This window comes from Marinomonas sp. ABL3_031 (assembly GCF_056161265.1).
Genome location: NZ_JBSWYU010000007.1, coordinates 150562 through 164338 on the forward strand (window position 1 = coordinate 150562; position 13777 = coordinate 164338).

Annotated in this window: 14 protein-coding genes; 4 read left to right on the top strand and 10 right to left on the bottom strand. The window is 44.9% G+C overall.

The genetic code is table 11. The features are described from left to right. Positions 1–30: 30 nt before the first annotated feature. The gene (gene uvrB, locus ACXAH2_RS09895; protein WP_475078226.1) at positions 31–2058 is read right to left on the bottom strand and encodes an excinuclease ABC subunit UvrB; all 2028 of its coding nucleotides are present in this window, start codon (positions 2056–2058) and stop codon (positions 31–33) included. A gap of 203 nt (positions 2059–2261) precedes the next feature. Between uvrB and ACXAH2_RS09900 the strand changes: the two genes are divergently transcribed. Both ACXAH2_RS09900 and ACXAH2_RS09905 read left to right on the top strand, forming a co-directional pair. Continuing rightward, complete coding sequence (locus ACXAH2_RS09900) at positions 2262–3137, top strand: MBL fold metallo-hydrolase (RefSeq protein WP_475078227.1); 876 nt, start codon at positions 2262–2264, stop codon at positions 3135–3137. Positions 3138–3146: 9 nt separating this feature from the next. Continuing rightward, positions 3147–4865, top strand: coding sequence for a SulP family inorganic anion transporter (locus ACXAH2_RS09905; protein WP_475078228.1), 1719 nt, complete (start codon positions 3147–3149; stop codon positions 4863–4865). Between the two features lie 97 nt (positions 4866–4962). Here ACXAH2_RS09905 and ACXAH2_RS09910 read toward each other — a convergent pair whose 3' ends face one another. The 5 genes from ACXAH2_RS09910 to ihfB form a co-directional block, all read right to left on the bottom strand. After that, a complete protein-coding gene (locus ACXAH2_RS09910) occupies positions 4963–5265 on the bottom strand; it encodes a ComEA family DNA-binding protein (RefSeq protein WP_475078229.1) in 303 nt (100 codons plus the stop codon). Between the two features lie 174 nt (positions 5266–5439). After that, positions 5440–6141, bottom strand: coding sequence for an orotidine-5'-phosphate decarboxylase (pyrF, locus tag ACXAH2_RS09915; RefSeq protein ID WP_475078230.1), 702 nt, complete (start codon positions 6139–6141; stop codon positions 5440–5442). A 71-nt stretch (positions 6142–6212) separates the two neighbouring features. After that, positions 6213–7391 (bottom strand): lipopolysaccharide assembly protein LapB, encoded by a 1179-nt coding sequence (gene lapB, locus ACXAH2_RS09920; RefSeq protein WP_475078231.1) that lies wholly within the window; start codon positions 7389–7391, stop codon positions 6213–6215. 5 nt (positions 7392–7396) lie between these two features. Continuing rightward, positions 7397–7720 carry a lipopolysaccharide assembly protein LapA domain-containing protein gene (locus tag ACXAH2_RS09925; protein ID WP_475078232.1) on the bottom strand — a complete coding sequence of 108 codons (324 nt, stop codon included), beginning with the start codon at positions 7718–7720 and terminating at the stop codon, positions 7397–7399. Between the two features lie 74 nt (positions 7721–7794). Further along, the gene (gene ihfB / locus ACXAH2_RS09930; RefSeq protein ID WP_475078233.1) at positions 7795–8103 is read right to left on the bottom strand and encodes an integration host factor subunit beta; all 309 of its coding nucleotides are present in this window, start codon (positions 8101–8103) and stop codon (positions 7795–7797) included. Between the two features lie 211 nt (positions 8104–8314). On the opposite strand from ihfB, the gene ppa reads away from it, so the two are divergent. Further along, a complete protein-coding gene (gene ppa, locus ACXAH2_RS09935) occupies positions 8315–8845 on the top strand; it encodes an inorganic diphosphatase (protein ID WP_353667687.1) in 531 nt (176 codons plus the stop codon). A 140-nt stretch (positions 8846–8985) separates the two neighbouring features. Here ppa and trxB read toward each other — a convergent pair whose 3' ends face one another. Together trxB and ACXAH2_RS09945 are read right to left on the bottom strand one after the other, a co-directional pair. Beyond that, positions 8986–9939: a thioredoxin-disulfide reductase gene (gene trxB / locus ACXAH2_RS09940; protein ID WP_475078234.1), complete on the bottom strand. Its 954-nt coding sequence runs from the start codon at positions 9937–9939 to the stop codon at positions 8986–8988. A gap of 138 nt (positions 9940–10077) precedes the next feature. Continuing rightward, positions 10078–10836: a HesA/MoeB/ThiF family protein gene (locus ACXAH2_RS09945; RefSeq protein ID WP_475078236.1), complete on the bottom strand. Its 759-nt coding sequence runs from the start codon at positions 10834–10836 to the stop codon at positions 10078–10080. Between the two features lie 89 nt (positions 10837–10925). Here ACXAH2_RS09945 and ACXAH2_RS09950 point away from each other — a divergent pair, with 89 nt between their 5' ends. Further along, the gene (locus ACXAH2_RS09950) at positions 10926–12224 is read left to right on the top strand and encodes an inosine/guanosine kinase (protein WP_475078237.1); all 1299 of its coding nucleotides are present in this window, start codon (positions 10926–10928) and stop codon (positions 12222–12224) included. Between the two features lie 77 nt (positions 12225–12301). Here ACXAH2_RS09950 and ACXAH2_RS09955 read toward each other — a convergent pair whose 3' ends face one another. Both ACXAH2_RS09955 and ACXAH2_RS09960 read right to left on the bottom strand, forming a co-directional pair. Continuing rightward, positions 12302–12811 carry a chemotaxis protein CheW gene (locus ACXAH2_RS09955; RefSeq protein WP_475078239.1) on the bottom strand — a complete coding sequence of 170 codons (510 nt, stop codon included), beginning with the start codon at positions 12809–12811 and terminating at the stop codon, positions 12302–12304. 101 nt (positions 12812–12912) lie between these two features. After that, a complete protein-coding gene (locus tag ACXAH2_RS09960; protein ID WP_475078240.1) occupies positions 12913–13764 on the bottom strand; it encodes a Tim44 domain-containing protein in 852 nt (283 codons plus the stop codon). Between the last annotated feature and the right edge of the window lie 13 nt (positions 13765–13777).

Below are 13777 nucleotides of genomic sequence, written 5' to 3' on the forward strand. Positions count from 1 at the left end.
TCACCTCTTGAATGCTAAACGATTCGATCATTAGGCTTCCCCAACCTCTTTGAGCTTTTTCTGCAATACGCGGATTTGGTCACGATAGCCAGCGGCCAATTCAAATTTGAGCTCTTCCGAGGCTTGCATCATCTCTTTTTGCAATTGAATGATGGCTTTGCGCACTTGAGCCACGTCGTCCATGCTTTCCACTTGATAATCTTTGGCGGTTTCCGCCACCTTCTTGGTCTTGTTACCACGTTTACCGGCTCCTGGGTTGTATGCTCCTTCCATGATGTCTTCCACGGACTTGTTAATACCTTGCGGAATGATGCCATGTTCTTGGTTATACGCTTGCTGCTTTTCTCGACGGCGTTCGGTTTCACTGATGGCGCGCTCCATGGAGCCGGTAATCTTATCCGCATAAAGGATGGCTTTACCATTCACGTTACGTGCCGCACGACCTATGGTCTGAATCAAAGAACGTTCTGAACGCAAGAAACCTTCTTTGTCAGCGTCCAATACAGCCACCAAGCTGACTTCCGGAATGTCCAAGCCTTCTCGCAGTAAGTTAATGCCCACCAGCACGTCGAACTCGCCTAAACGCAGGTCACGAATGATTTCCACTCGTTCTACGGTATCAATGTCCGAGTGTAGATAACGTACTCGTACGCCATGCTCGTTGAGATAATCGGTTAGGTCTTCAGCCATGCGTTTGGTCAAAGTGGTCACTAAAACGCGTTCACCAACCACAGTTCGCTTATTGATTTCGGACAATAGATCATCCACCTGAGTGGCTACCGGTCGCACTTCCAATTCAGGATCGACTAAGCCCGTAGGTCGAACAATTTGCTCCACTACCCAGTCTTGGTGTTCTTCTTCGTATTTACCCGGTGTTGCCGAAACGAAAATGGTTTGCGGTTTAATTTGCTCCCATTCTTCAAACCGCATTGGTCGGTTATCCAAGGCTGAGGGTAAGCGAAAACCGTATTCCACAAGGTTTTCTTTACGGGAACGATCGCCTTTGTACATGGCCCCAATTTGCGACACGGTAACGTGAGATTCGTCCACCACCAGCAAGGCATGCGCCGGTAAGTAATCAAATAGAGTCGGTGGCGGCGCGCCCTCTTCTCGGCCGGATAAGTAACGCGAGTAGTTTTCAATGCCTGAGCAGTAGCCCAACTCTTGCATCATTTCCAAATCGTAACGCGTTCGCTGTTCTAAGCGCTGCATCTCAACCAGTTTATTGAGCGATTTTAGCTGTTCAAGACGCTGATCCAATTCCACCTTAATGCGCTCAATGGCACCTTCGATGGTTTCCCGTGGTGTGACATAGTGGGTTTTAGGGTAGATGGTGACACGCGGTACTTTGCGCAAGGTTTTGTTGGTTAAAGGGTCAATAAAGGACAGGTTTTCCACCTCGTCGTCAAACAACTCGATGCGAATCGCCGTGTCTTCTGAATCCGCTGGAAACACATCAATGACATCGCCACGCACACGGAAGTTGCCACGTTCAAAGACCAAGTCGTTACGACTGTATTGCAGCTCTGCCAAACGGCGCAGCACCGCACGCTGATCAATGCGATCGCCGCGATCCAAATGTAACATCATTTTTAAATAGGACTGTGGATCGCCCAAACCATAAATCGCCGATACAGTAGCGACTATGATAACGTCTTCTCGTTCCAACAAGGCTTTGGTGGCGGATAGACGCATTTGCTCTATGTGTTCGTTTACCGAAGCGTCTTTTTCTATGAAGGTATCGGACGCGGCCACATAGGCTTCGGGTTGATAATAATCGTAGTAGGATACAAAGTATTCAACCGCATTGTGAGGAAAGAATTCTTTAAACTCACCGTACAGCTGAGCGGCCAGAGTTTTATTGTGCGCCATGATAATAGTGGGACGCTTCACTTGGGAAATCACATTGGCCACAGTGTAGGTCTTACCCGAACCAGTTACTCCAAGCAATGTTTGATGCGCCAAACCGGCTTCCACCCCTTGCGCAAGTTTTTCGATGGCTTTCGGCTGATCGCCCGCTGGGGCATAAGATGAAACAACTTGAAACTCTTGTGACACGACTTTGTTCCTAAGTTAAAAAATCAATTCGTTAGATTAGCAAAAAATCCCTCTGTCGTCTGGTGTTTCCTTGTCTTTGCTTCTATTGATTAAGATCAAAGTGCAGGCTATTTTCACCAACAAACAAAATATTAGACTTTACTAATATATTGGCTTTATATAACATATTAATATATATTTATAACTCAAATGAGGTTTATGACATGAAACATCAAAGCAAAATAGCAGTAAAGGCCTTTTTTGATGAGGCCACCTTCACTGTGTCTTATGTGGTGACAGATCCTAGCAGTAAAGACTGCGCCGTTATTGATTCCGTTTTGGACTACGATCACGCCGCTGGCAAGACTCATAGCGAGTCAGCAGACGCAGTGATTGCTTATATCAAAGCGCAACAATTGACTCTTAAATGGCTCTTAGAAACCCATGTACACGCTGACCATTTGTCAGCGGCTCCCTATATTCAAAACGCCTTAGGCGGTCAAATTGTTATCGGCGACCAGATCACACAGGTACAAGCGACTTTTTCGAAGATTCTGAATGCCGAGCCAGAATTCCAGCGTGATGGCTCCCAATTTGATTTGTTGGTCAATGAACGAACCTTGCTACCGCTGGGTGAACAGCAGATTCGTGTATTGCACACTCCTGGACATACACCGGCTTGCGTCACCTATGTAATTGACGATGCCGCCTTTGTTGGCGACACCCTCTTTATGCCCGACTATGGCACCGCCCGTTGTGATTTCCCTGGAGGCAATGCCAATGCCTTGTACCGTTCGATTCAGAAAATATTTGCCTTACCAGAAGAAACTCGCCTTTTTATGTGTCACGACTACAAAGCCCCGAATCGAGATGTATATGCATGGGAAACCACGGTGGCCGAGCAAAAAGCCCACAACCAACACATTCATTCTGGTATCAGCGAAGAGGCCTTTTGTGAGATGCGTAATAAAAAAGACGCCACATTAGGCATGCCTAAATTGATCTGGCCAAGTGTACAAATCAACATGCGTGCAGGCCATTTGCCACCTAAAGAGGCCAATGGCATACGTTACATAAAAACACCACTAAATTTGGAATAAAGACACCTTATGAAGACATTGGATCGCTACTTGCCCGCCATGACATGGCTAAGACGTTATAGCAAAGCCGATCTCGCTACAGACAGCATAGCCAGTTTGATCGCGACTATTCTACTGATTCCACAAAGCATGGGGTATGCCCTGTTAGCTGGCTTGCCCGCGTATCTTGGTTTGTATGCCAGTATATTGCCTTCCATCGTCTATTCTCTAATAGGATCCAGCCGCAGCCTTGCGGTTGGCCCTGTTGCCCTCACTTCTATGATGACCGCCGCTATCGCCTTGCCTTTTGCCTTACCAGGCACTGAGCAATACCTTGCCATCGCAATTTTGCTGTCGCTCATTTCCGGTATTTTCCTAATCCTAATGAGCCTATTAAAAATGGGCTTTTTAACCAACTTGCTCAGTCATCCGGTCATCTCTGGCTTTATTAGTGCATCGGCTATTTTGATTGCAGTCGGACAGTTGAAACATCTGCTTGGCGTGCAAGGGCATGGTAATAATTTGTTCGAACTTATTGACAATATGAGCTTACACATAGACGAATTTAACCTGTCTACTTTTCTCTTAAGTATTACCGTCGTTGTTTTATTGGTGTTGAGTAAAAAGTATCTCGCGCGCTTCTTCATGGCTTTGGGTTTGTCTGAAAAAGTATCCAGCTTATTAGGCAGGGCTGGACCCGTTTTTGTCGTTATTCTTGCAACACTCAGTGTGTATTTTTTCTCTTTAGATCAGCAAGGTGTGCGTATTGTCGGCACCATTCAACTTAGTTGGCCTTCACTGAATCTCACGCAAATCAATTTAGATACGCTGGTCGCGTTATTGCCTGGGGCATTTTTAATCAGTGTCGTCGGTTTCGTGGGTTCTGTTTCAGTGGCGCAATCCTTCGCAGCGAAACGCAAAGAGGACATTCATCCAAATCAGGAATTATTTGGTTTGGGCGCGGCTAACATTGCCTCAGCCTTAAGCGGCGCTTTTCCCGTTACCGGCGGTTTTTCACGTACTGTGGTTAACACCAGCGCCGGAGCAATAAGCCCGATGGCCGGTATTTTAACCGCCGTGTTTATGTTGATTGTTTTGCTTTGTATGACACCACTTTTTTACTACCTTCCCAATGCGGTACTAGCAGCCAGTATCATAGTGGCGATTTTACAACTGGTAGACATTAAAGATTTTGTGCGCATCTACCGTTTTTCCAAACAAGAAGCGCTGGCTTTAGGAGTCACTTTCTGGATGGTTCTCTTGGTTGGCATGGAAGCAGGCATCATAGTAGGCATCAGCTTGTCATTACTCTTCTTCTTATGGCACACCAGTCACCCTCATATTGCTATTGTCGGGCGAGTGCCTGGTACGCAACATTATCGCAATGTTAAGCGTTATCAAGTTGAAACTCAGCCAGACATAGTCACCATTCGAATCGATGAAAACCTATTTTTCGCCAATGCCCGTGTGTTGGAAGACTATGTGTTAGGCGTGGTGGCACATCAACCCGATATCAAACACCTAATCATCATGTGTAATGCCGTTAATATGATTGATGCCAGCGCCTTGGACAGCTTGGACACCATTGCACATCGCTTGCAATCTGCAGGCGTTACCTTGCATTTCTCAGAAATCAAAGGCCCAGTGATGGATAAGCTTAAGCAATCAAACTTGCTCGATTCGCTTTCTGGGCAAGTCTTTTTAACTCAGCATCAGGCCATAGAAAAGCTATCAGAAAGAAGTACCTGATAGGAAAAGAAACTGAGGCGAAGGCTAGCCACCTATAACAAGCATAAAAAATGCAGTAACCAAGAGGAATAGGTTCTTGGTTACTGCTGATAGTGTCTTATTTAGCGTCGGATGACACCACTTGTATCAGTTCGCGGTTGCGTTCCAACAAAGCGGAGCCTATACCTTTGACCGCCACCAAATCATCGATGGCCATAAATGGCCCATTATCCTCTCGATAAGCGACAATGGCTTGGGCTTTTTTCAAACCCACTCCCGACATCACCGCCGCGAATTGATCCGCGGTCGCCGTGTTAATATTCAAAGGAGAAGCCGCTACAATAAGGCCAGAAAACATCAAGCCAATTGCCAACAAGAGTTGCTGAGCGACACGTCGAAAAGCTACATACAATCTGTTCATATGAAATTCCTTTTTCAAATACGAGTTGAATGGATTATTGGCATCCTGCCAATAAAAAAACCATCCATTGCTTACAAAACGAACAATGGATGGTTTTAGAGTAAAAGCTTTACTGTGTGACTGCAAGTCAGATTTCCCGATGACCATGAAACCTGCCTGCTAGTTCAGGAACGACTATAAACCTAAGCTTTGGTTCACCTGAGCCAACACACTAATCGGATCGGTCGCTTGGGAAATGGGTCTACCAATAACTAAATAGTGGCTACCTGCCGCCATGGCTTCAGCTGGCGTCATGATGCGCTTTTGATCCCCTTGAGCAGAGCCCGCAGGACGAATTCCTGGGGTGACCAAGACGAAGTCTTTACCCAACTCAGTAGAAAGCATCTGCGACTCTTGTGCAGAACATACCACGCCGTCCATGCCTGAAGACTTGGCCAGCGCGGCTAAACGTTTAACATGTTGCTCTGGTGTCAAATCGATGCCGATTTCAACCAGGTCGGATTGATCCATACTGGTCAGCACGGTAACCGCAATTAATAAGGTATTGTGATCTGGCAATTGCTGTAATGCATTGGCTGAGGCTTCCATCATTCGACGGCCACCTGACGCGTGAACATTGACCATCCAAACACCCGCTTTGGCAGCCACGCTTACCGCATTGGCTACTGTGTTGGGGATATCATGAAATTTAAGGTCTAAAAAAATCTCAAAACCTAACTTGTGTAACTCGTCTAAAATCGCGGGACCTGACGTAGTGAATAGCTCTTTACCTACTTTGACTCGACACTGGCTTGGGTCAAGACGTTTTGCCATCTCGATAGATTGCGCCATGGTTGGAAAGTCTAGGGCAACTACGATTGGGGATTGGCAACTCATTGAATATCCTCTTAGTTTTATCTTTTAAGCCGTGCTAATTACGGCTTTGATGTGGTTTAGAAAGCAAGTGGCTACTCACCTTCTAAACCATGAATAGGCTTCACAACGCCCCAGGTTTTACACGTTGGGCATTGCCAATGCAGCTGATGCCCAGAAAAACCACATTGACGACATTGGAATTTGGGTTTGGCTTGAACCAGTTGATCAATCAGCTCATACAGTACCGACAAATGCTGTTGGTTGTAGCCTTGGGAATCGGCCAACTGCAAACTAATCAGCTCTTTAAAACCTTTAATGGTTGGGTGCTTTCTCAACTCTTCCACCAGAAACATTTCAGCGTACTCAGGATCACTTTCCATATAATGATTAACTAACGCCATGATTAAGGTAGTAGAGGTTTTCTTGGCATTTTGCTCTTGTAGAAACTTGATGTAACCACCGCTACCCCAAATTTTTTGGTAACACTCTTTCAATTGAGGAATGATGACAGGGACAAACTCACTGTCCTGTTCTGCAGCATGTTTGAGCTCTCTAATGGCATCACGATAGCGATTTTGCTTTTTCAGTACGTCGGCCGCACCTATACTGGCGCGCACACAAGATGGATCAATGTCCAATGCTTGCTTGTATTGTGCGAAGGCGGGTTTCCACTGTTCTTTAGCTTGGTATTCTTGCGCCATTTCGCAATGATAATGCCCAAGACGTTTAATCTCTTTTTTGCTCGGTGTTTCTTTGATCAGCTCAGAGCCTATTTGAATCGCCTTATGCCAACTTTGCTCAAACTCATACAGATCCACTAACAGGGTTAAAATTTTTGGTTGGAATTCACTTTTACGAGCCGTCGAAGCCATGTTCAGTAACAAACGACCGGCTCGATCTAATAAGCCTGCCGACATAAAGTCACTGGCCAACTCAAGCTGCACCATACGCATTTCACGTTGCGATATTTCAGGTCGAGCAAGCAAGTTTTGATGAATATTGATGGCTTTCTGAATTTCGCCTTTTTTACGGAACAGGTTGCCTAGGGTGAGGTGAATATCAAAGGTTTCAGAATTGACTTCCAACGAATCCACAAACGCATCAATGGCTTCGCTGTGTTGATCGTTCAGTAAATGATTTAAGCCACGAAAATAATCGTTCGGTACAGACTTTTTAAGCGGTTTACTTTTTTTGGCCGACGTTTTGCGTCCCATTGTCCAGCCGACAAAGAGAGCCACAAACAGCACAAAAAACAAACCGACTTCGGTCAATGCTGTTACTCCTCCCCTACCGACAACTCTTTCGTAATAGATGCTTTTCTTAGAAGATCCACTTCGTCCAGTGTCTTTTCGTATTTACGACTCAATACACGAATCTGTCTTTCACTGCGCAGATAAGTCACCGAGCTTACCAACAAAGCCACACAAGCACCAAAGGTAAAAGCGAGCAGAGTATAGAGAGCAACACTTAATTCAGGGCCTTGCCAAAAGACCAAATCAAGTTGGATTAGTTGCGGGTTACGTATTGCAAAGAATACGCCCACAGCAAGAAAGAAAAGCACAAGGACAGTGTAGATAACTCTTTTCAGCCATTTAAGCATAAAACAACCTATCGAGAACGGAATGGCGATATTATGCCGTGATAGCTGAAAAATTTCGAGGCATTAGGTGTAAATTAGTTGAGTTCGTTTGACTGACTATCTGACGAATCATTGACCAATTCACGTAATTCTTTACCGGGTTTAAAATGCGGTACATACTTGGCATTCAATTCAACAGACTCACCAGTTTTAGGATTACGACCGATTCGAGGCGCTCGATAATGCAATGAAAAGCTGCCGAATCCTCGAATCTCAATACGCTCACCGTTTGCTAAAGAATCAGACATATGTTCTAACATTGCCTTTATCGCTTGTTCCACGTCTTTAACAGGCAAATGAGATTGCTGATCAATAAGCATCTCTATCAGCTCAGATTTTGTCATTACCGTCCTCGCGTCTATTATTTGACCAATATTATGTAAGACTAGCTAAATTTAGAAAGAAAGCAATAAGTTATAGCCTATTCTCTGCAATTTTACTGAATTAATTGCCTTTCGATAAGGATTATTATTGGTGTTTTTGTTCGACAACTAGCATATGCGCGCCCTAACTTTTATAATAGCGCGCATATTTAACCAGATCGGAAGAAAAATAATGAGCTACAGCAATATTCCAGCGGGTAAAGACGCACCAAACGACATCAATGTCATCATCGAAATTCCAGCCGCAGCCAATCCTGTGAAATACGAAGTAGACAAAGACATGGATGCTTTGGTGGTAGATCGTTTCATGACAGCACCTATGTTCTACCCTGCAAACTATGGCTACATCAACAACACATTGGCTGACGATGGCGACCCAGTTGACGTTTTGGTTATTACGCCTTACCCAGTGGTGCCAGGCTCTGTCATTCGATGCCGCCCTGTTGGTGTGCTAAACATGTCAGATGAAGCCGGTATGGACGCAAAATTGGTTGCCGTACCGCACGAAAAACTGAGTAAAGAATACGGCCACATCCAAGATGTTAACGACATCCCACAATTGCTACGCGACCAGATCGAGCATTTCTTCGAAAACTACAAGAAGCTTGAAAAAGGTAAGTGGGTAAAAGTGGAAGGTTGGGCAAACGCAGAAGAAGCTCGCAAAGCGATTGTCGAAGGCGTAGAAGCTTACAACGCACAATAAAATCAGCGATTAGCATGAAGAAAGCGTTTGATCTGCTTGCGGACAAACGCTTTTTTTTGCCCTAACTTTTATGCATAGAAAAAAACCGATCAGATGATCGGTTTTTTTGGTTTTAATGATATTTCTTTTGCGACTGGACCTTATTCTAAAGAGTCTAAGTAACGCTCTGCATCCAATGCCGCCATACAACCAGTTCCAGCAGAGGTAATGGCTTGACGATAAATGTGATCGCTTACGTCACCAGCGGCAAACACACCTTCAACACTGGTCTGAGTGGCATTCCCTTGTGTGCCAGATTGAACCGTTAGATAACCATCTTTCATGTCTAATTGGCCTTGGAAAATATCCGTATTCGGTTTATGACCAATGGCCACAAACAAACCCGCAACAGACAATTCTTTGCTTTCACCGGTTTGATTATTCTTGATACGAACACCAGTTACACCCGCATCGTCACCCAAGACCTCATCCAACTCAGAGTACCATTCAATGTTAATGTTTCCATTCGCCGCTTTTTCCATCAGCTTGTCCGCAAGAATTTTTTCAGAACGGAATTTATCGCGACGATGAATCACAGTGACCGTCTTAGCAATGTTTGCTAAGTACAAGGCTTCTTCTACTGCAGTATTACCACCACCGATGACAGCAACGTCTTGGTTACGGTAGAAAAAACCGTCACAAGTTGCACAGGCTGATACGCCTTGCCCCATGAATTTGCTTTCACTTTCTAGGCCTAGGTACTGTGCGCTAGCACCAGTTGAAATAATCAAAGCATCACAAGTATACACACCACTGTCACCTTCCAAACGGAATGGACGGTTTTGCAAATCAACCTTGTTGACGTGATCAAAAATGATTTCTGTTTCAAAACGCTCAGCGTGTTTACGCATACGCTCCATCAGCTCAGGTCCTTGTACGCCCTGATCATCGCCCGGCCAATTGTCTACTTCTGTGGTGGTAGTCAGCTGACCGCCCATTTGCATACCAGTGATCATTACAGGGTTAAGGTTCGCACGAGCAGCGTATACCGCCGCCGTATAACCAGCCGGTCCTGAACCTAAAATCATTAACTTAGCGTGTTTTACATCGCTCATTCTTTGTTGCTCCTGTCACTGAATGTGTGCTCAATAAATTTCTTTATCGACGAAATCTGTGTGCTAAATTTTACCGAAAAAACGTCAAAATTCTTACTAAAAATATTAATTACTAAAATAGGGCTTATCTATGGCTTTTCAAGTCGAGGATGACACTTTGCTACATAGCTGACATTCCTTGTCTTGCGTTAAACGCATTTCGCGCCAACACCCTTGAAAAGCATCAAAGAGTTTCAGCGAACCATGCTCTACATCACCACATTGGCTCAATACCTTGATGGCTTCAAGAGCTTGATAAACCCCTAACATACCGACCACAGGCGACAATATGCCACTTTCATGACAACTCAATGCTTGATCCGATAAGTTAGGATAAAGACATTCGTAACAAGGAGCTGACACTTGATCAAATAAAAAACTCACCAACTGCCCTTCCCAACGTATCGCAGCCGCGCTTACCAAAGGTGTTTTTTGCTGCCAACAAGCTCTATTAATGGCTTGGCGAGTCGCAACGTTATCCGTGCAATCCAATACCAAATCGGTCGTTGCAACCGCTTGCAATAATTCACTTTCAGCCAATCGATGCTCGATCACATCAATCTCAACACTTGAGTTCTTATGCTTTAATTGTTCAGCAGCTGCCGCTGCCTTAGTTTGTCCAACGTGCGCTTCTGTGTATAACACCTGACGAGGTAAATTGCTCATTTCAATGGTATCGTCGTCAACCAAGGTCAAATGCCCTACACCGGAAGTGGCCAAATACGTAGCGGCAATATTGCCTAAGCCACCTAAGCCAATAATCAACACCTTGGCTTCTTTGAGCTTCAATTGCCCTGTAATATCAAAGTCATTTAGTAATATTTGACGACTGTACCGGTCGAGTTCAAATTCGTTCATCTTTGCCTAACTTTTCTTTGGATTGATTCTGCCCGATTGGTCAATTCTTTGCTAAAATCTCAGCATTATCTATTCTACGAGCGAACAGCATGAAATTCCCCGGCAGACGTAAACTAAAGCACTATTTTCCTGTATCTCAGCCTAAACCCATCTTACCATCCATTGATGTTCAACCGGACAAAGATACCTATATTGTCGGTTTGGACGAGACCATAGTAGACGTTGTCGCCAATGTTTCAGACGATTTTCTTGCTCAATTCAAGATTCAAAAAGGCCTGTCCAACCTAGTGGATACCGATACTGCCTCGGCCATTTATCGTGAATTGGCTGCCCAAGAATGCATTTCGGATCACTTTGCCGGTGGCACCATTGGCAACACCATACACAATTATTCCGTGCTTGCCGACGATAAATCGGTTTTATTGGGCGTCATGTCGGCCAATATCACCTTAGGCTCACCAGCCTATCATTACATTTGCCACACCAGCAGCAAGGTGGATATGAACCACTTACAAGGCGTTGCGGGTGACATTGGTCGTGGTATCACCTTAATCACGCCAGACGGTGAACGCACTTTTGCCATTGCCCCTGGCGACATGGACGAATTAGACGCAGAACAGATTCCAGAAAACATCATCGCCGGCAGTGCCGCTTTGGTCACTTGTGCCTACCCACTGCGCCATCAAGGCAAACCCATTAAACAAGCCATGCTGACCGCACTGGAGTACGCTCACCAACATCAAGTGCCCACTGTACTGACCTTAGGCACCCAACACCTTGTGGAAGAAAATAAAGATGAGTTGCTCGACTTGATTAAGCGTCATGTCAACGTATTGGCAATGAATGAGTTGGAAGCCGAAGCCTTAACGGGGTTATCGGATCCTTTACAAGCGGCCAATCAAATCTTGGACTATGTGGACATTGTTTTGCTCACCGCAGGTCAAGATGGCATGTATTTGTGTGGTCATACCGATGATAGCGTCAAACGCGAAACCTCAAATCCGATTAAATCCGGCAGTTTGGCAGACTTTAACCGCTGGGAATTCAGCCGTCCTATGCTGCACTCCGCTTGTCAGAATCCGATCAAGGTGTTTTCTCATATTGATCCCTATATGGGAGGCCCTGAAAAGATTCGCAATACCAATGGGGCTGGTGATGGTGCATTATCCGCTTTATTACATGACATATCTGCCAATCACTACCATAAAGAAAGTTTGCCAAATTCCAGTAAACACGTGGCGCCTTTCCTTGCTTATTCGTCATTTGCACAAATCTGTAAGTACGCTAACCGCGTTAGTTATGAAATTCTGGTACAAAATGCACCACGCTTATCCCGTGGTTTACCAGAAAGAGAAGACAGCCTAGAAGAAGCTTACTGGGAGCGTTAGTCGAGACCCAACACCAAACGAAAAAGGCCATGCAAATGCATGGCCTTTTTAATCTGTAAATTGACAGGAAACAGGGCTTAGCTCATTGCCTCAATACCAAGAGCGTCGTTGCGCTCAAACATACGATCCAGCTCCAACAAGATAACCAGTTCTTCTTCTTTCTGGTATACACCTTGAATGAACATCAAAGCTTCGTCATTACCCACACTTGGACTTTGCTCAATCTCACCTTGGTACAAATAGAATACTTCTTGTACTGCATCCACCAAAAGACCAATTTGCTCACCATCATGCTCAACAATGATGATACGAGTGTCGTCCGTGATAGTGCATTCTGGCAAACTGAAACGAACACGCGTGTCCACCACAGTCACCACATTACCACGTAAGTTAACGATACCTAGAACGTAGGAAGGTGCACCCGGAACAGGAGCAATTTCGCTGTAGCGCAAAACTTCCTTTATCTGCATGACGTTTATGCCATAGGTTTCGTCAATCAGTTTAAAAGTAAGGTATTGGAGCAATTCACCTTTCTTGCTCTCAGCAACGCCTTTACCTGCTTCGTTAATAGGTGCTAATTCAGACATGGCTCATATCCATATTCAATTTAATAAACAATTACTACTATAGAACTCATCAGCTAGATTAGACAAGTTATGATGAATCTTCGAGCTAATTTAAGTAACAATTAGTTGTCTTGTTGTATACCAACAATAACCCAGTTGCCACTTGCCGATGACAAGTTTTTCTCCAAGTGCCAGATTTCATTGGTCTCAGAGGTCTCTTCGCCTTCCTTAATCCAGCCAGAGAACTGCAATGAAATGGACGCAGTCGAACCAGAAATTTCACCACGAACCAATTCTGCCATCAAAGACACCACTTCGGTGCGAGGCTTGTTGTCACCATACTTAGCGCGTTCTGCCACCAACATGTTATACATTTCAGGGCTAACGTAATCCAAGATGGTGTCAAAGTTATTATCGTCCCACGCTTTTTGTAGCAAGATATAGTGGTTCTTAGCTTCTGCGACAAACGCCTGCTCATTAAAGCCTGGTGGCAATTGAATATCTGGCATACCGCCAAACCCAGACAAGCCAGACATAGCACCAGGAGCTTGGCCGTCAGACATTTCTCGATACATACCACCCGCTTGTGCCTGAGCATGTGCTGCCTGACGTTTTGGCGCGATGAAGAATTTGTAAATCAAGAAACCAATCAAGGCAAATAACAAGATATCACCAAATGAAATGCCATCAAATGCTCCGCTACCAAGCAAAGCCGCAAACAAACCACCTGCTAACAAACCACCTAAAAGACCGCCGCCTAAGCCGCCCAGAAGACCTTTACTTTTTGACGTGCTGTTGGTGGTATTGGTTGCTTTTGATGTGCTGTTGGTAGCACTCTTCGGTTTAGCAATGGAGAAGCTTTTACCAAAGCTCTTACCACCGCCAAACTTCTTAGCCTGCACCTCAGTACTGTAGCCACCAGCGCCAATCGCTAGAATAAATGCCATAAACATGGCAAATGCTGTTGTTTTCACTGTTTTTCTCCGC